The following is a 16,837-nucleotide window of genomic DNA, read 5'->3' on the forward strand; positions in this document are numbered from 1 at the left end:
AACGCCGGTGTCCCGGGACGGCCGCGAAGGCCGCTCCCGGGACACCGCCCGCCGGTCCGATCCGTTACTTCGTGTCGTAGTAGCCGAAGAGGTCGACGATCAGGTCCGTGGTGTCCCAGCTCTGATTCCAGACGTCGACGATCCCGTTGGCGCCGGTGCTCGCCTGGACCAGGTTCGGGACGGTCTTACCGGACGTCCAGTTGAGCGTGGACGCCGTGGGCCGTGCCGGGAAGACGTCGGTGTCGTTCTCGTAGTCCGCCAGGCGGTTGGTGTCCGGGGCGACCGACAGGAATCCGTCGGACCTCGTGTTGGTCACCGTCGTGTTCAGGACGACAGCCGTGATGCCCTTGTCCTTGGTGGACATGGGCATCCAGATGTAGCCCCGGGCGTACATCGGCCCCTTACCCCAGCTGCGGGTGTCGAGCCAGCGGAACGGCTCCATGGTCATGAGTGCCCCCGAGCTGTCGGGGCTGTAGTAGCCGACGACGTCGACGATGACGTCGGTGCCCGCCCAGGCGCCGTTGAAGACGTTGACCTTGCCGTCCGAGCCGACGGGGACGATCACCGAGTTGGCGACGGTCTGCATGGCCTTGAAGTTCACGTTCGACGTGTTCGGGGCCTGCTGGCCGCTCGGGTAGGCCGTCAGGTGGCCGTCCTGGCGCGGGTTGGTGACGGTCACGTTGAGCGCCACGGCAGTGGCGTTGGCGGGCACGTACCAGCCGCCGAGCTGCACGCCGATCGCGGTGCGGCCCGGGACCTGGCCCTGCGGCGCGCCCTGGCCGGAGCGGGTGTCCACCGCGCGGACCGGGGTCATCGGCGTGTAGCCGTTGGCCGCGCTGCGGGTGAAGTAGCCGGTGATGTCGGCGATCAGGTCGACCGGCGTCCAGCTGCCGTTGTAGAGCTCGACGGTGCCGTCCTTGCCGACCGGCACGACCACCATGTTCGGGACGGTCTGGTTGGCCTCGAAGTTGAGGTTCGAGGTGGTCGGACGGTTGCTGCCGCCGGGGTACGCCGTGACGTGCCCGGGGTTGGAGGTGTTGGTCGCGGTGACGTTGAGGGCCACGGCCGTGACGCCCGCCGGGATCTTGCCGTTGCCGGCGATCTTCACCTTGACCGCGGAGTACGCCTGCACCATGCCCCTCGGGGCCCCGGTGCCGTCCCGGGTGTCCAGGAGACGGGTCGGGGCGTACGGGGTGAAGTCCGAACCGACCGTCGACAGCGGGAGCTCGTTGACGACCTCGACCTGGTTCGTGACGTCCGTCACGGTGACCTTGACGTTGTACTCGCCAAGCTCGGCGTAGGTGTGCTTGAGCGAGACCTCCTGGTTCGGGTAGGCGTCAGAGCCGTCGGTCGTCCCGTCACCCCAGTCGTAGGTGATCTTGAGCGTGGCGCCGGGGGCGCTGAGCACCTGGGCCCGCAGATCGACGCTGTGCGCGGTGTCGCTCTGCGCGTTGAGCACGAGGCCCAGGTCCGGGTTGCCGGCGGCGACGGTCTCCGCGCCCTGCGCGGTGGCGCTCCCGGAAGCCTTGCCCTTGGCTGCGGGCAGGGCCTTGCGGACCGAGTGCTCCTTCGGGCTGTGGAAGGTCTTCACGTCTGCCGCACCGAGCTTGGCCAGGTCCGCTCCGGGAGCGGACACCCCCTTGGCCGCGGGTGCGGACGGACCTGCGGCCGGACCGGCCGCCTGGGCCATGCCCGGGATGAAACCAACGCTGGCCGCGACGACGACGGCAGCGGAAACAACGAGACGGCGACTGCGCACCGATCCCCCCATTTTCATTTTTGAACGCGCTCAGGATTGAGTCACGCTCAGGCTACCTCCACTTGCGCCGGTTTATCGGACACATTTTCGGCCGGCTCGTCGCGGGCCCCGTGTGCTCTCCGGATCGTCGTTCGCGGGATGGAGGCCCCTGTGGAGCCATACCGGCGGAGCCCGCCCACCGGGAGCCGGCACCGCCGCGTCCCAGACCGCCGCGGGTCGGATTCGCCGGCGGTGCCGGAAAGCGTGCGGACGGCTCGCCGATCCGCACGGGAGTCGGCACGGGGAGCGGCAGGCGCGGGGCCTAGCCGGCCGTGCGGCGCAGGCCGTCGAACGCCATGAGGGCGATCGTGTCGGCCAGTTGGTCCGGAGTGGTGCCCGGGTGCGGGCGGTACCACTCGACCAGGGAGTTCACCATGCCGAACAGCAGGCGGGTGGCCAAGCGGATGTCCACGTCCGCGCGGAGGTCGCCGTCGGCCGCTGCGGCCTTGAGGAGCTCCGCGACCTGGTGGTCGAACTCGCGGCGGCGCTCCAGGGCCCAGCGCTCGGTCCGGGTGTTGCCCCGCACCCTCAGCAGCAGTGTCACGTAGGGCAGTTCAGAGACCAGGACCTCGACCGTGCGCCGCGTGACGTACTCGACGCGCTCGACCGCCCGGCCGCGCACCGCGCCCGGCTCCTCCAGTACGGCGAACAGTCCGTCGAGCGCCCGGCTGACGGCCCGCCGCAGCAGCTCTTCCTTGCCCGCCACGTGGTGGTAGATCGAGGACTTCGAGATGCCCGCCGCCTTGGAGAGGTGCTCCATGGAGGTGCCGTCGTAGCCACGCTCGTTGAAGACCTGGACGGCGACCGTCAGGAGCGTCTCGGGGGTGTAGGTGTCCCTCTTGACGGTGGTCATGCGGTCTCCTCCGCCCCGCCCGCCTCGTCCTCGCCGCCCTCTTCGCCCTCTACGTAGCCGAGCTTGAACAGCGCGAGCGACGGCGCGTAGCGGCCTCCCGGACAGCGCTCGTCGAGGTTGTGGAGCAGGTCGTACGCCCAGTCCCGGCCGAGCCGGTCGTGCCATTCGGCCGGGCCCAGCGGGTAGTTGACGCCGAGCCGCATGGCCGTGTCGATGTCCTCGGCGGTGGCCACGCCCCGGGCGACCGCGTCGGCGGTCAGGTCGATGAGCATCGCGACCGTACGGGCCACGATCATGCCGGGCACGTCGCCGATGACGGACACCTGCTTGCCGAGCTTCTGGAAGAGCCCGATCGCCTCGGCGAGGGTCCGCTCGCTGGTGTCCTCGCCCGCGGAGAGTGCGATCCGGGTGGCGCCGCGGTAGTCGAGCGCGAGGTCGAAGTAGACGACGTCGGCGAACTCGATCGAGGTCTTGCCGTCCGCGAGGACCAGCTGACCGTCGCCGGGCAGCTGGATGTACGGCCCCCCGTGCTCGGTGGCCGTGATCGCGATCCCGGCCTCCTCCAGCAGCTCGACGAGCCCGGCGGCGGGACCGAGGTCACCGACGACGGTGACCTTGTCGGGTGCCTCCTCGGGCGCGGCGGTGTGCGGGGCCAAAGCCTCGGCGTCCGGGCCGTACGGGAACCAGCCGTGCCCCGACTTGCGGCCCAGGCGGCCCGACTGGACCAGCCGGCGCTGTGCGAGGGACGGGGTGAACTTGGGGCTCCGGAAGAAGGACTCCCAGACGGAGCGGGTGACGGCCTCGTTGACGTCCTGACCGATCAGGTCGGTCAGCTGGAACGGGCCCATCTTGAAGCCGCCGCACTCGCGCAGCACGGCGTCGATGGTGGCCGGGTCGGCGCCCCGCTCCTCGTGGACCGCGAAGGCCTCGGCGTAGAAGGGGCGGGCGATCCGGTTGACGATGAAGCCGGGGGTGTCGGCGCAGCGGACGGGGGTCTTCCCCCAGCCCAGCACGGTGCGGTACGCCAGCTCGGCGGCGGCCGGGTCGGTCGCGAAACCGCTGACCACCTCGACGAGCGGGAGCAGCGGAGCCGGGTTGAAGAAGTGCAGGCCGAGGAAGCGGCCGGGGTGCGCGAGGCCGGCGGCGAGCTCCGTGACGGAGAGGGAGGAGGTGTTGGTGGCCAGCAGCGCGTCCGACGGAACCACCGCTTCGAGCGCTTCGAAGAGCGCGCGCTTGACGGCGGTGTCCTCGACGACGGCCTCGATGACGAGCGCGGCACCGGCGAGGTCGGCGAGGTCGGATGCCGCGTCGATCCGGGCGATCGCGTCCTCGGCCTCGACGCGGTCGAGGCGGCCCTTCGCGGCCATCCGCTCGACGCGGTCCTGGACGATGCCGACACCGCCGGCGGCGAGCGCGGCGTTGATGTCGTAGATCAGCACCCGGTGACCTGCGAGGAGGGCGACCTGGGCGATGCCCTGCCCCATGGTGCCGGCGCCGACGACCGCCACAGTGCGGGACCGCTCGATTGCTGTCATGTCCTGATCCTCCCGCACCGAGTTATCCACAGGTCCGCCGGGCCCTCTTGTCCCGACCGATCGTTCGGTTACTCTAACTCCAGTCTGCTCTTCTTCACCCGCCCCTGCCTGATGTCAGTCTGCGAACCAGCCTGATCTTGCCCGGCTCAACGAGGAGTTGGTCCCTGATGGCCGCCGCGCTCACCGTCCCCCAGCTGTCCGCCAAGCACCGGCCCACCCTGGACCAGGCCCTGGCCGCCATCCGCAGCCGTGCCTACTGGTCCCCGCACCCCGAGCACCCCAAGGCATACGGCGAGACCGCGCCGGCCGACGGGCTCGCCGCCTTCGAAGCGGTCCGCGGGACCCGACTCGACCTGGGGCAGCCCGGTACGGACGGCTGGGTCGGCGGCGAGGTGTCCCCGTTCGGGCCGGAACTCGGCGTCGAGTACCCGCACGTCGACCCCGACGTGCTGCTGCCCGCGATGAAGGCCGGCATGGGCGCCTGGCGGGACGCCGGACCCGAGGCGCGCGCCCTGGTCTGCATCGAGATCCTGGCCCGGATCGGCGCGCGGACGCACGAGTTCGCGCACGCCGTCATGCACACCAGCGGCCAGGCCTTCATGATGGCGTTCCAGGCGGGCGGCCCGCACGCGCAGGACCGCGGCCTGGAGGCCGTGGCGTACGCCTACGAGGAGCAGACCCGTGTTCCGGGGCAGGCAGACTGGTCCAAGCCGCAGGGCAAGAAGGACCCGCTGGAGCTGGGCAAGACCTTCACGGCCGTCCCGCGCGGCATCTCCCTGATGATCGGCTGCAACACCTTCCCGACGTGGAACGGCTACCCGGGCCTGTTCGCCTCGCTGGCCACCGGCAACGCGGTGCTGGTCAAGCCGCACCCGCGCGCCGTGCTCCCGCTGGCGCTGACGGTGAAGGTAGCCCGCGAGGTCCTCGCCGAGGCCGGGTTCGACCCGAACCTGGTGGCGCTGGCGGTGGAACGACCGGGCGAGGGCATCGCCAAGACCCTGGCCGTGCGCCCCGAGATCAAGCTGATCGACTACACCGGTTCGACGGAGTTCGGCGACTGGCTGGAGACGAACGCCCGCCAGGCCCAGGTCTACACGGAGAAGGCCGGCGTCAACACGGTCGTCATCGACTCCACCGACAACTACAAGGGCATGCTGTCCAACCTGGCCTTCTCGCTGTCGCTGTACAGCGGCCAGATGTGCACCACCCCGCAGAACCTGCTGATCCCCCGGGACGGCATCGCGACGGACGCCGGCCACAAGACGTACGACGAGGTCGTCGCCGACCTCGCGGCCTCGGTCGGAGGCCTGCTGGGTGACGACGCCCGGGCCAACGCGCTGCTGGGCGCCCTGGTCAACCCGGACGTCAAGGTCCGGCTGGAGGCGGCGTCCGCCCTGGGCGAGGTGGCGCTGGCCTCCCGCGAGGTGGCCAATCCGGAGTTCCCCGACGCGGTGGTCCGTACCCCGGTGATGGTGAAGCTGGACGGCACCAAGCCGGACGACTCGGCCCCCTACCTCTCGGAGTGCTTCGGCCCGGTGTCCTTCGCGGTCGCGGTCGACTCCACGGCGGACGCCCTCGACCTCCTGCGCCGCACGGTGCGGGAGAAGGGCGCGATGACGGTCGGGGCGTACACGACGTCCGCGGACACCGAGCGGGCCATCGAGGAGGTCTGCCTGGAGGAGTCGGCGCAGCTGTCGCTGAACCTGACGGGCGGGGTCTACGTCAACCAGACCGCGGCCTTCTCGGACTTCCACGGTTCGGGCGGCAACCCGGCGGCGAACGCGGCGCTGTGCGACGGAGCGTTCGTCTCGAACCGCTTCCGCGTGGTGGAGGTCCGCCGCCAGGCCTGACCTCGGTCAGACCACGGTGACCACGGTGACCACGGCGGTGGCCGCCGCGGTCACCGTTTGTCTAACCGCCGTGGGGCCCGCCCCAGTGGAACAGGGTCATCGCGACGCTGGTCGCCAGGTTGTAGCTGGACACCTGCGACCGCATCGGCAGGGACACCAGGTGGTCGGCGCGGGCGCGCAGCTCGGGCGAGATGCCGTGGCGCTCCGAGCCGAAGGCGAGCAGGGCGTCGTCCGGGAGGGCGAGGGCGCGGATGTCCTCGCCCTCCGGGTCAAGCGCGTACAGCGGCCCGGCGGGGAGCGTGTCGAGCTCCACCCGGTCGACGGTGGTGGCGTAGTGCAACCCGGCCCCGGCCCGGACCACGTTCGGGTGCCAGGGGTCGAGGTCCCCGCGCGTCACCACTCCGGTGGCGCCGAAGCCCGCGGCGAGCCGGACGACGGCGCCGACGTTGCCGAGGTTGCGCGGGTTGTCGAGCACGACGACGGGTGCGGTGCGGGGCCGCCCGTCGAGCCGGGCCCGCCCCTCCGCGCGGTCGGGCCGCACCGCCAGTGCCGCGACCCCGGTGGGATGCACGCGGGTCAGCAGGGTGCGCAGCTCTGCCTTGCGCACCAGCCGCGCCACGTCCGCCTCCACGTCCGGAGCCAGCTCCGCGGCGAGGGCCTTCACGGCGTCCGGGTCGTCGGCGACGACGGCCCGGACGTCAGCCCCGAAGCGCAGGGCGTGCTTCAGCGCGTGGAACCCGTCGAGGAGCACGAGGTCCCCCCGCTCGGCTGCGGTCCGCCACTCCCGCACGGTCTGCTCAGTCATACCGCCGAGCCTACGGGGCCGCGGCCCGGGGTTTCCCGCCCCGCCGGGCCGGACTCCGGCAGGGCCACCGGGGGAGTCCCCGCCCGGGCCGGCGGCCCGGGCGGCCGGGAGACCTTGGCACCCAACCAGAGCAGGAACGCCGTCGGCAGGAACACCGCGTCCGCGGTGATCATCGCCAGCGAAAAGAACGGCAATCCCAGCAGCACCGCGATCCCCGCGTGCTCCAGCATCATCACCGCCAGCAGCACGTTCTTGATCCGCCGGTTGAACACCGTGAACGGGAATGCGACCTGCACGACCACGGTCCCGTACGAGAGCAGCATCACCACCGTCCCGCTCCCCGCCACCACCGACGACAACCCGGGCCACGGCGTGAAGTAGTCCAGCCCCAGCGGGTAGTACAGCGCGGTCCCGTCCTGCCACCGCGAGCCCTGGATCTTGTACCACCCCGCCGTCGCGTAGATCAGGCAGACCTCCGCCGCGATCACCAGCATCCCGGCGTTGTGGACCAGGTTCGCCACGACGTCCAGGACCGCGCGTCCCTCCCCCTCCGGCTCGTACCGGTCCGCCCTCCACCACACCGCGCAGACCACCCACAGCGTCGCCAGGGCCGCCAGCCAGCCGTGGCTGAACCGCGCCGTCACCGCCCCGTAGGCGAGCACCGCGCCCAGTACGACCCACAGCGCCGGCCCGGCAGCCCCCGCCGAGGCCGACCCCCGCAGCCTCGCGCGCCGCGCGTCCAACGACCACACCTGCGCGCACCGCGTCAGCACCAGGTACATCGCCATGAGGTGGATGACGTTGTCCCCGCCGTCACCCATGAACACGCTGCGGTTCTGTAGCGACAGCACGCCGACCATGAACACCACGGACGTCGCCCGGGTCCGCCAGCCCAGCAGCAACAGGGCGCTCGACACCACGGACAGCGCGTAGACGACCTCGAACCACAGCGCCGCGTCCGACCACACCAGCACGGTGAAGGCATGGTTCGAGGCGATCAGCCGCTCCGCCAGCGCGAAGCTCCAGGGCCCGTCGGGCCCGTACAGCTCGTGCCGGTTCGGGAACTCCCGCAGCAGGAAGAACAGCCAGGTCGCGGAGAAGCCGATGCGGACCACGGCGCTCTGGTACGGGCCCAACGCCTGCCCGGAGACCCGTGCCACCGCCCGGCCGGCGGCGGCCCGTGCCCGCCTCACACCGTCCACCACGGCAGCTCCCGGTAGTAGGTCTGGGTGTCGGTCTTCTCGTCGCTCCACGGCGGGGCCGCCACCGCCCTCGTCGCCGAGCGCAGCTGGATGCGTACGATCTCGCCCGCCGCGTCCGGCGCGATCCGGTTCAGCGCGATCCGCCGCAGGTACTGCTCCGACAGCGCGCCGCGTTCACCGATCGGCTTGTTGTCCTCGTCGTGGGAGCTGGTGAAGAAGTCCCAGGCCCGCCGCAGCTCGTTCTGCCGCGCGTGACTCGGCAGCAGGCTGTGCCGGATGGCCGCGCCGTCCTCCGCGGACAGGTCACGCCAGCTGCCGGTGACCGGCTCGCCGCCCCCGGTCCGGACCTCCGCGCGCACCTCCACCGCGATGTTCTGCTGGAGGGGGTTGGGGGCGAACAGCTTCCAGTTCTGCTCGAACTCGGGGTAGATCCAGTCGTCGACCGTCTTCGCGTGCTGTTTGCTCACCGTGTTCGACGGGGCGACGTGCAGGAAGACCAGCGCCAGGTGCCCGCATGCGGCGAGGGCGACGGCAGCCAGGGCCAGGGACGCGAGGACCCGGTACGGGGCGGACAGTCCGGCGATCCCGGGAACCCGTGGCGCCGGCGCAGGAGGCCGCGGAGCGGTCCGGGGAAGGGCCTGGGGAACGGCCGGCAGGACAACCCCCTCCGCGGGCTCGCGCTCGTTCGAATCCATCCCACCCCGATCATCCGGCGTCCACAGGGTTGACCACAGAGGTTGACACCCTACGGGCCGCCGACTCACCATTGAAGGGTACGAACCGAACGATCGGTCGGTCGGGCGGTCAACAATCTCTGGCAGGGGGCCGGGATGGTGGCAGTGACCCCGGAAACGGGGCAGGACGCAGGCCTCGGGGCTGACCTCGGGGCACAGCTCGCGGCAGCCTTCGACGCCGCGGTGGCGGCCGACGAGCGCGTCGAGCCGCGGGACTGGATGCCCGAGGCGTACCGCGCCTCGCTCGTCCGCCAGATGGCCCAGCACGCGCACTCCGAGATCATCGGCATGCAGCCCGAGGCCAACTGGATCACTCGCGCGCCCTCGCTGCGCCGCAAGGCGATCCTGATGGCCAAGGTGCAGGACGAGGCCGGCCACGGCCTCTACCTGTACAGCGCCGCCGAGACCCTCGGCACCAGCCGCGACGAGCTGCTCGACAAGCTCCACTCCGGCAAGCAGAAGTACTCCTCGATCTTCAACTACCCCACCCTGACCTGGGCGGACGTGGGCGCGATCGGCTGGCTCGTGGACGGCGCGGCGATCACCAACCAGGTGCCGATCTGCCGCTGCTCGTACGGGCCGTACGCCCGCGCCATGGTCCGCATCTGCAAGGAGGAGTCCTTCCACCAGCGCCAGGGCTTCGAGCTGCTCATGGCCCTCTCCAAGGGCACCGAGGCGCAGCACGCGATGGCACAGGACGCGGTGAACCGCTGGTGGTGGCCCTCGCTGATGATGTTCGGTCCGCCGGACGACGAGTCGGCGCACTCCGCGCAGTCGATGGCCTGGCGGATCAAGCGGCACTCCAACGACGAGCTGCGCCAGCGCTTCGTGGACATCGCCGTTCCGCAGGCCGAAGCGCTGGGCCTGACCCTGCCCGACCCCGATCTGAAGTGGAACGAGGAGCGCGGGCACCACGACTTCGGCGCGATCGACTGGGCGGAGTTCTGGGACGTGGTCAAGGGCAACGGCCCGTGCAACGACCAGCGGCTCGGCCAGCGGCGCCGCGCCCACGAGGAAGGCGCCTGGGTCCGCGAGGCGGCCGCGGCGTACGCACAGAAGCGCACCGCACAGCACACCGCGCAGCACACGGCGCAGCACACGGCAACGAACCAGGAGGCAGGGGTATGACGCAGAACTGGCCACTGTGGGAGGTGTTCGTGCGCTCGCGCCGCGGCCTCTCGCACACGCACGCGGGCAGCCTGCACGCGCCCGACGCGGAAATGGCCCTGCGCAATGCCCGCGACCTCTACACGCGGCGCAGCGAGGGCATCTCGATCTGGGTCGTGCCGTCCACCGAGATCACCGCGTCCTCGCCGGACGAGCGGGACCCCTTCTTCGCCCCGTCGGCCGACAAGCCGTACCGGCACCCCACCTTCTACGAGATCCCCGAGGGGGTGCATCACCTGTGACCAGCACCGATGTGGTTCAGTCCGCCGCCCTCGCACTGGGGGACGACGCGCTGGTCCTCTCCCACCGCCTCGGCGAATGGGCGGGGCACGCCCCCGTCCTGGAGGAGGAGGTCGCCCTCGCCAACATCGCCCTCGACCTGCTCGGCCAGGCCCGCGTCCTGCTGTCCATGGCCGGCGACGAGGATGAGCTCGCCTTCCTGCGCGAGGAGCGGTCCTTCCGCAACCTCCAGTTGGTCGAGCAGCCGAACGGGGACTTCGCGCACACGATCGCCCGCCAGCTCTACTTCTCCTTCTACCAGCACGAGCTGTACGCGGAACTCGCCGCCGGCGAGGGCCCGTTCGGCCCGCTGGCGGCCAAGGCCGTCAAGGAGACCGCCTACCACCGCGACCACGCCGAGCAGTGGACCCTGCGGCTCGGCGACGGCACGCAGGAGAGCCACGCCCGCATGCGGGCCGCCCTGGACGCGCTGTGGAAGTACACCGGCGAGATGTTCCAGCCGGTGGACGGGATCGACGGCGTCGACTGGGCCGCCCTGGAGGGCCGCTGGCTGGCCGCCGTCGGCAGTGTGGTGGAGCGGGCCGGGCTCGCGCTCCCCGAAGGCCCGCGCACCGGCGCCTGGGTGGCCGGGGCCGGCCGGCAGGGCCTGCACACCGAACCCTTCGGCCGCATGCTCGCCGAAATGCAGCACCTGCACCGCAGTCATCCGGGGGCGTCATGGTGACGGACACGCCCCGCACCGAGGCTCCGGCCCACACCGAGGCTCCGCCCCGTACCGGGGACCCGGCCCCCACCGAGGACCCGGCCCACATCGAGGCCAGGAGCCGCCTGGAGGCGGAGCTGGCCGAGCTCGCAGGCTCCGTACCCGACCCCGAGCTGCCCGTACTCACCCTCGCCGATCTCGGCGTGATGCGCGGAGTGCGGATGCACGAGGATGGCCACGTCGAGGTCACCCTCACCCCGACCTACACCGGCTGCCCCGCCGTCGAGGCCATGTCCGCCGACATCGAGCGGGTCCTGACCGACCGCGGCATGCAGGACGTACAGGTGCGCACGGTGCTGTCCCCGGCCTGGTCGACCGACGACATCAGTGCCGAAGGGCGGCGCAAGCTGGCCGAGTTCGGCATCGCCCCGCCCCGGCCGCACGCGGCTGGCGAACCGGTCGCGCTCACCCTCTCGATCCGCTGTCCGCACTGCGGATCGACCGACACCGAACTGCTCAGCCGGTTCTCCTCCACCGCGTGCAAGGCGCTGCGCCGCTGCACCGCCTGCCGTGAACCGTTCGACCACTTCAAGGAGTTGTAGATGGCCGCGTCCACGCCGTCGCCCACGTCGGGCCCCGGGCGCCCCGCGCGCCACGGCGCCTTCCACCCGCTGACGGTGGCGGCGGTCGACCGGCTCACCGACGACTCCGTGGCGCTGACCCTGAGCGTCCCCGAGGAGCTGCGCGGCGAGTACCTGCACGCCCCCGGTCAGCACCTCACGTTGCGCCGCAGCACCCCCGAGGGTGACGAGATCCGCCGCACGTACTCGATCTGCTCCCCCGCCCCGGAGCCGGCCGGCCCCGGCCCTGCCGCGCTGCGGGTGGGCGTGCGGCTGGTGGAGGGCGGGGAGTTCTCCACGTTCGCGCACAAGGAGATCGCCGCCGGGGACGTCCTGGACGTGATGGTCCCGGCCGGGCGGTTCGTCCTGGAGCCGGCCGCCGCGCCGGCCGCCGGCCACTACGCGGCGATCGTCGGCGGCAGCGGCATCACCCCGGTGCTGTCGATCGCCGCCTCGCTGCTCGCGGCCCGGCCCGACGCCCGGTTCTGCCTGGTCCGCAGCGACCGTACGGCCGCCTCGACGATGTTCCTGGACGAGGTCGCCGACCTCAAGGACCGCTACCCGGACCGGTTCCAGCTGGTGACCGTCCTGTCGCGGGAGGAGCAGGAGGCCGGCCTGCCGTCCGGCCGCCTCGACGAGGAGCGTCTGAAGGCCCTGCTGCCGGCGCTGCTGCCGGTCGCCGAGGTGACGGGCTGGTTCCTGTGCGGGCCGTACGGTCTGGTCTTGGGGGCGGAGCAGGCGCTGGGCGCGCTCGGCGTCGTCCGGACCCGGATCCACCAGGAGATCTTCCACGTCGAGGACACGACGGCGCCGGCCCCCGCCGCGGCCCCCGCCCACGTACGGGTCACGGCCCGCCTCGACGGCCGCTCCGGCACCTGGCCGGTCCAGGACGGGGAATCCCTGCTCGACGCCGTGCTGCGCAACCGCGCGGACGCCCCGTACGCCTGCAAGGGCGGGGTGTGCGGTACCTGCCGGGCGTTCCTGGTCACGGGCGAGGTCCGGATGGAGAGGAACTTCGCGCTGGAGTCGGAGGAGACGGAGGCCGGATTCGTCCTGGCCTGCCAGTCGCACGCGGTGACCGAGGAAGTGGAGATCGACTTCGACCGCTGAGCGGGCCACCGGCACCCTGCCCTGTCCAATTTCCATAACGTGTTCTATCTTGACGCACCGTCAGGTCCGTATCGGGCCCGACGGGCATCCGGTGCGCGCGGGAGGACAGGCAGTGGACTTCACCTTCACCGAGGAGCAGCAGGCCGCCGTCGAGGCGGCGAGGGCCGTCTTCGCGGACGTCGCCCCGGACGGCGTGCCCAGCCCCGCGCTGACCCCGGGGGCCGTCGCGGACGACTTCGACCGGCGGCTGTGGGCCGAGCTCGCGGCGTCCGACCTGTTGAGCCTGGTCCTCGCCGAGGAACACGGCGGAGCGGGCCTCGACACCATCGCCCTGTGCCTGGTGCTGCGCGAGGCGGCGAAGGTACTGGCCCGGGTGCCGCTGCTGGAGCACTGTGCCACCGCCATGGTCGTCCAGGCCCACGGCAGCCCCGAGCTGGCCGCCGCCCTGCTGCCCGGAGCCGGGCGCGGAACGCCCGTCCTCACCGCCGCAGCCCACGGCCGCAGCGGCCACGATCCCGCGGAGCTCGCCGTCACCGCCCGCCGCGAGGGCGCCCGGTGGGTCCTCGACGGGGTGCAGACGGCCGTCCCGTGGGCGTACGGCGCCGACTGGATCGCCGTACCGGCCCACACGGGGGAGGCCGAGGCAGTCCTCGCGCTCGTCCCGCGCACCGCCGGGGGGCTCGCCCTGTCCGACCAGGTCTCCACCACCGGGGAACGGCTCGCCGAGCTCGCCCTGGACGGCGTACGGGTGCCCGCGACGCACCTCATCGACGCCCCGGGCGCCTGGGAGCGGCTCCGCCAACTCCTCGCCACCGGAACCTGCGCCCTCGCGCTCGGCCTCGGCGAGAGGGTCCTCGCCATGACCAGCCGGTACACCACCCAGCGCGAGCAGTTCGGCTTCCCGGTGGCCACCTTCCAGGCCGTCGCCGTCCAGGCCGCCGACCGCTACATCGACCTGCGGGCGATGGAGGTCACCCTGTGGCAGGCCGCGTGGCGGCTGGACGCCGCGACGGGCGGGGCCGGCGGCCCGCTGCCGAGCGCGGGGGACGTCGCCGTCGCCAAGATCTGGGCCTCGGAGGGAGTGCGCCGGGTCGTACAGACGGCACAGCACCTGCACGGCGGCTTCGGCGCCGACACCGACTACCCGCTGCACCGCTACCACGCGTGGGCCAAACAACTGGAGCTCCAGCTCGGCCCGGCCGCCGCGCACGAGGAGGCGCTGGGCGACCTCCTGGCCGCCCACTCCCTCGCCTGACGGGCCCGGGCCGGCCCGGGCCCGTGGCCGACCCGGGGCAGCCCGGGCACGGCCCACCGCGGGCTAGAGCACGAAGGCCGGGTTCCCGTTGTCGGTCACCATCGGGCGCCCGACGCCGTCCCAGGCCTGCATGCCGCCGTCGACGTTCACGGCGTCGATCCCCTGGCCCACCAGGTACTTGGTGACCTGCGCGGACCGCCCGCCCACCCGGCACATCACGTGCACGCGACGGCCGTCCTCGACGGCCTCGGTCAGCTCACCGAAGCGGGCCACGAAGTCGCTCATCGGGATGTGCAGAGCGCCTTCCACGTGTCCGGCAGCCCATTCGTCGTCCTCACGGACGTCAAGGACAAAGCCTTCGGAGGGCACCGCGGCGGCGTCCACCGAGGGAAGCGGTCCGAAGTTCATACGTCGCCTTCTCTCATCGCAGATCTGACGTCCAAACCTAGCGGAGCCGCCGCCCCGAACGGCACGGCCCCGCAGCGCGGCCTCAGAAGGCCAGGGCAGCGAGCTCCGCCTCGCGCTCGGACACCTGCGCGAGCAGCTGCTCCGCGATCTCCTCCAGCAAACGGTCCGGGTCCTCCGGCGCCATGCGCAGCATCGACCCGATCGCGCTGTCCTCAAGCTCCCGGGCCACCACCGACAGCAGCTCCTTGCGCCGCGCCAGCCACTCCAGCCGGGCGTACAGCTCCTCGCTCTCGTTCAGCCGCCGCACGGCCTCCGGTACGGGGCCCGCCGCCCACTCCTCGGCCAGCTCGCGCAGCACCTGCTCCTCGCCCCGCCCGTACGCCGCGTTGACCCGTGCTATGAACGCGTCGCGCCGTTCCCGTTCGGCTTCGTCCTGCGCGAGGTCCGGGTGCGCCCGGCGGACCAGCTCCCGGTAGAGGCGGCGCACCTCCTCCGAAGGCCGCACCCGCTCCGGGGGCCGCACCGCACGGTCGGTGAGCATGGCCGACGCGTCGTCGGAGATGCCGTCCGAGTCCATCCAGTCGTGGAACAGCTCGTCCACCCCGGGCATCGGCATCACCAGCGAGCGGGCCTCCCGGGCCCGTCGCAGGTCCTCGGCATCGCCGCTGCGCGCCGCCTTCGCCTCCGCGATCAGCGCGTCCAGCTCGTCGAGCCGCGAGTACATCGGGCCGAGCTTCTGGTGGTGCAGCCGGGAGAAGTTCTCCACCTCCACCCGGAAGGTCTCCACCGCGATCTCGAACTCGATCAGCGCCTGCTCGGCGGCCCGCACGGCCCGCTCCAGGCGCGCCTCGGGACGCTCGTCGCCAAGGTTCCCGGAAACGCCGGAAGCGCCGGAGTCCTCGGGGACGGTCTCTTCAGTCTGCTGCTCGCTCACCCGGCCAGCCTAAGGCCGGTCCGCCCGGGACGGTGGTCCTCCCCCGCTGCCACCGGCAGCGGTGCCCGGCGGATCACCGGCCCCGGGGACGGTGACCTGCTCAGACTCCGGCCTCCGCCGCGATCCGTCCGGACCGGACCGCCGCCACCAGGTGCGCGTGGTCGGCCTCGCTCCGGTCGGCGTACGCCACCGCGAAGGTCGCCATCGCCTCGTCCAGCTCGTCGTTCTTGCCGCAGTACCCGGCCAGCAGCCGCGGATCGGCGCTGTGTGCGTGCGCCCGGGCCAGCAGGGCGCCCGTCATGCGGCCGTAGTCGTCGAGCTGGTCGGGGGTCAGCGCGGCAGGGTCCACACTGCCCTTCCGGTTGCGGAACTGCCGCACCTGGTACGGACGCCCCTCCACGGTCGTCCAGCCCAGCAGGATGTCGGAGACCACCTGCATCCGCTTCTGCCCGGCCACCACCCGACGGCCCTCGTGTTCCTCGGCCGGGGACTCGAAGCCCAGCGCGGGCAGGTGCGGCAGCAGCACGGAGGGCCGCGCCTCCTTCACCTGGAGGACGAGCGGCTCACCGCGGTGGTCCAGCAGCAGCACCACGTACGAGCGGGTGCCGACGCTCCCGGTGCCCACGACCCGGAAGGCCACGTCGTGGATCGCGTACCGGGCCAGCAGCGGCAGCCGGTCCCCCTGGAGGGTCTTCAGGTACGGGCCCAGCGAGGCCGCCACGGCCGCCGCCTCCCGGTCGCCGACCCGGCGCAGCACGGGCAGGGCGTCCACGAAGCGGCGCACTCCGTCGGGGCACGGCTCCGTCGACTTGGCCGCGAACCGCGCCGAGGTGTTGTTGCGGGCCTTCTCCGAGACCTTCTCCAGCGTGCCCAGCAGGTCCCGGGCATCGGCGTGCGAGACGAGCTCCTCGTCCGCGATGGCGTTCCAGGCGTCCAGCGCCGGCAGCTTGGCCAGCAGCCGTACGGTCCGGCGGTACGCGCCCACCGCGTCGAGCGCCGCGGCCCGGCAGGTGTCCTCGTCCGCGCCGGCCACCCGCCCGGCCAGCACCAGCGAGGTCGCCAGCCGCTTCACGTCCCACTCCCACGGCCCGAACACGGTCTCGTCGAAGTCGTTCAGGTCGATGACGAGCCGGCCGCGGGCGTCCCCGTACAGCCCGAAGTTCGCCGCGTGCGCGTCGCCGCATATCTGCGCGCCGACGCCGGTCACCGGGCCGCCGGACAGGTCGTGCGCCATCAGGCCGGCCGAACCCCGCAGGAACGCGAAGGGGTTGGCGGCCATCCGGCCCACCCGTATCGGAGCCAGTTCGGCGACCCGTCCGACGTTGGACTCCTCCACCGCGCGCACCGCGTCCGGACGCCCGGCCGGCGCCTCGAAGTGCGCGTGTGCCGAGCGCGGCACCCGCGCGCGCAGCGCCTTGCCCGCCTCCTTGGGCGAGCCCGCCACGACCCGCGGGGCGAACCCCTCGACGGTCGGGATCCGTCCGCCGCCCCACGCGGCGTCGACCGCGCCCGTCACGCCGGTCCCGCCCGTCGCGCTCGCCGTGTCCGGCGCGCCGGCTCTGTCCCGTTCCACCGTGCACTGCTCCGGTACCGTCGCCATACCTGCCGCCCCCGCCCGTGTCC

At 72.4% G+C, this 16,837-nt stretch carries 16 protein-coding genes; 7 read left to right on the plus strand and 9 right to left on the minus strand.

Features of this window, described 5'->3' with window-relative positions:
- Nucleotides 1–64: 64 nt before the first annotated feature.
- From ABZZ20_RS19920 to ABZZ20_RS19930, 3 genes are all read right to left on the minus strand, one after another.
- Nucleotides 65–1,759 carry a PKD domain-containing protein gene (locus tag ABZZ20_RS19920; protein WP_356871217.1) on the minus strand — a complete coding sequence of 565 codons (1,695 nt, stop codon included), beginning with the start codon at nt 1,757–1,759 and terminating at the stop codon, nt 65–67.
- A 301-nt stretch (nt 1,760–2,060) separates the two neighbouring features.
- On the minus strand, nt 2,061–2,651 hold the full coding sequence (locus tag ABZZ20_RS19925; protein ID WP_356871219.1) for a TetR/AcrR family transcriptional regulator: 591 nt from the start codon (nt 2,649–2,651) through the stop codon (nt 2,061–2,063).
- Nucleotides 2,648–4,186: a 3-hydroxyacyl-CoA dehydrogenase gene (locus tag ABZZ20_RS19930; RefSeq protein WP_356871221.1), complete on the minus strand. Its 1,539-nt coding sequence runs from the start codon at nt 4,184–4,186 to the stop codon at nt 2,648–2,650. The genes ABZZ20_RS19925 and ABZZ20_RS19930 overlap by 4 nt, the downstream gene beginning before the upstream one ends.
- A gap of 167 nt (nt 4,187–4,353) precedes the next feature.
- Here ABZZ20_RS19930 and paaN point away from each other — a divergent pair, with 167 nt between their 5' ends.
- Nucleotides 4,354–6,036, plus strand: a complete 1,683-nt coding sequence (gene paaN, locus ABZZ20_RS19935; RefSeq protein ID WP_356871223.1) for a phenylacetic acid degradation protein PaaN — start codon at nt 4,354–4,356, stop codon at nt 6,034–6,036.
- 61 nt (nt 6,037–6,097) lie between these two features.
- Here paaN and ABZZ20_RS19940 read toward each other — a convergent pair whose 3' ends face one another.
- Genes ABZZ20_RS19940 through ABZZ20_RS19950 form a run of 3 tightly spaced genes read right to left on the minus strand, consistent with a single transcriptional unit; the run spans nt 6,098 to nt 8,810 of the window.
- Nucleotides 6,098–6,841 carry an RNA methyltransferase gene (locus tag ABZZ20_RS19940; protein ID WP_356871225.1) on the minus strand — a complete coding sequence of 248 codons (744 nt, stop codon included), beginning with the start codon at nt 6,839–6,841 and terminating at the stop codon, nt 6,098–6,100.
- Entirely contained in the window at nt 6,838–8,046 is a 1,209-nt protein-coding gene (locus tag ABZZ20_RS19945; protein WP_356871227.1) for an HTTM domain-containing protein, read from the minus strand. The genes ABZZ20_RS19940 and ABZZ20_RS19945 overlap by 4 nt, the downstream gene beginning before the upstream one ends.
- Nucleotides 8,031–8,810, minus strand: a complete 780-nt coding sequence (locus tag ABZZ20_RS19950; protein ID WP_356871228.1) for a DUF5819 family protein — start codon at nt 8,808–8,810, stop codon at nt 8,031–8,033. The genes ABZZ20_RS19945 and ABZZ20_RS19950 overlap by 16 nt, the downstream gene beginning before the upstream one ends.
- Before the next feature lie 63 nt (nt 8,811–8,873).
- On the opposite strand from ABZZ20_RS19950, the gene paaA reads away from it, so the two are divergent.
- The 6 genes from paaA (at nt 8,874) to ABZZ20_RS19980 (ending at nt 13,872) form a co-directional block, all read left to right on the plus strand.
- Nucleotides 8,874–9,905: a 1,2-phenylacetyl-CoA epoxidase subunit PaaA gene (gene paaA / locus ABZZ20_RS19955; protein WP_356871230.1), complete on the plus strand. Its 1,032-nt coding sequence runs from the start codon at nt 8,874–8,876 to the stop codon at nt 9,903–9,905.
- The gene (gene paaB / locus ABZZ20_RS19960; RefSeq protein WP_356871232.1) at nt 9,902–10,186 is read left to right on the plus strand and encodes a 1,2-phenylacetyl-CoA epoxidase subunit PaaB; all 285 of its coding nucleotides are present in this window, start codon (nt 9,902–9,904) and stop codon (nt 10,184–10,186) included. The genes paaA and paaB overlap by 4 nt, the downstream gene beginning before the upstream one ends.
- The gene (gene paaC, locus ABZZ20_RS19965) at nt 10,183–10,908 is read left to right on the plus strand and encodes a 1,2-phenylacetyl-CoA epoxidase subunit PaaC (RefSeq protein ID WP_356871234.1); all 726 of its coding nucleotides are present in this window, start codon (nt 10,183–10,185) and stop codon (nt 10,906–10,908) included. The genes paaB and paaC overlap by 4 nt, the downstream gene beginning before the upstream one ends.
- Before the next feature lie 86 nt (nt 10,909–10,994).
- A complete protein-coding gene (gene paaD / locus ABZZ20_RS19970; RefSeq protein WP_356871280.1) occupies nt 10,995–11,489 on the plus strand; it encodes a 1,2-phenylacetyl-CoA epoxidase subunit PaaD in 495 nt (164 codons plus the stop codon).
- Nucleotides 11,490–12,617: a 2Fe-2S iron-sulfur cluster-binding protein gene (locus ABZZ20_RS19975; RefSeq protein WP_356871236.1), complete on the plus strand. Its 1,128-nt coding sequence runs from the start codon at nt 11,490–11,492 to the stop codon at nt 12,615–12,617.
- Between the two features lie 112 nt (nt 12,618–12,729).
- A complete protein-coding gene (locus tag ABZZ20_RS19980) occupies nt 12,730–13,872 on the plus strand; it encodes an acyl-CoA dehydrogenase family protein (RefSeq protein ID WP_356871282.1) in 1,143 nt (380 codons plus the stop codon).
- Between the two features lie 63 nt (nt 13,873–13,935).
- Here ABZZ20_RS19980 and ABZZ20_RS19985 read toward each other — a convergent pair whose 3' ends face one another.
- From ABZZ20_RS19985 to ABZZ20_RS19995, 3 genes are all read right to left on the minus strand, one after another.
- A complete protein-coding gene (locus ABZZ20_RS19985) occupies nt 13,936–14,280 on the minus strand; it encodes a rhodanese-like domain-containing protein (RefSeq protein ID WP_356871238.1) in 345 nt (114 codons plus the stop codon).
- An 82-nt stretch (nt 14,281–14,362) separates the two neighbouring features.
- On the minus strand, nt 14,363–15,121 hold the full coding sequence (locus tag ABZZ20_RS19990) for a J domain-containing protein (RefSeq protein ID WP_356871284.1): 759 nt from the start codon (nt 15,119–15,121) through the stop codon (nt 14,363–14,365).
- 193 nt (nt 15,122–15,314) lie between these two features.
- Complete coding sequence (locus ABZZ20_RS19995; RefSeq protein WP_356871240.1) at nt 15,315–16,814, minus strand: DUF2252 domain-containing protein; 1,500 nt, start codon at nt 16,812–16,814, stop codon at nt 15,315–15,317.
- Nucleotides 16,815–16,837 lie beyond the last annotated feature (23 nt).

Origin of the sequence: Streptomyces sp. NPDC006430, assembly GCF_040612395.1 — a bacterium.
Taxonomy (GTDB): domain Bacteria; phylum Actinomycetota; class Actinomycetes; order Streptomycetales; family Streptomycetaceae; genus Streptomyces.

Bases quoted from the DNA above. Each gene is read 5' to 3' on its own strand.
- ABZZ20_RS19940 (WP_356871225.1), bottom strand. From the start codon at position 6,841: ATGACTGAGCAGACCGTGCGGGAGTGGCGGACCGCAGCCGAGCGGGGG.
- ABZZ20_RS19985 (WP_356871238.1), bottom strand. From the start codon at position 14,280: ATGAACTTCGGACCGCTTCCCTCGGTGGACGCCGCCGCGGTGCCCTCC.
- paaA (WP_356871230.1), top strand. From the start codon at position 8,874: ATGGTGGCAGTGACCCCGGAAACGGGGCAGGACGCAGGCCTCGGGGCT.
- paaB (WP_356871232.1), top strand. From the start codon at position 9,902: ATGACGCAGAACTGGCCACTGTGGGAGGTGTTCGTGCGCTCGCGCCGC.
- ABZZ20_RS19925 (WP_356871219.1), bottom strand. From the start codon at position 2,651: ATGACCACCGTCAAGAGGGACACCTACACCCCCGAGACGCTCCTGACG.
- ABZZ20_RS19995 (WP_356871240.1), bottom strand. From the start codon at position 16,814: ATGGCGACGGTACCGGAGCAGTGCACGGTGGAACGGGACAGAGCCGGC.
- ABZZ20_RS19950 (WP_356871228.1), bottom strand. From the start codon at position 8,810: ATGGTGAGTCGGCGGCCCGTAGGGTGTCAACCTCTGTGGTCAACCCTG.
- ABZZ20_RS19975 (WP_356871236.1), top strand. From the start codon at position 11,490: ATGGCCGCGTCCACGCCGTCGCCCACGTCGGGCCCCGGGCGCCCCGCG.
- paaN (WP_356871223.1), top strand. From the start codon at position 4,354: ATGGCCGCCGCGCTCACCGTCCCCCAGCTGTCCGCCAAGCACCGGCCC.
- ABZZ20_RS19930 (WP_356871221.1), bottom strand. From the start codon at position 4,186: ATGACAGCAATCGAGCGGTCCCGCACTGTGGCGGTCGTCGGCGCCGGC.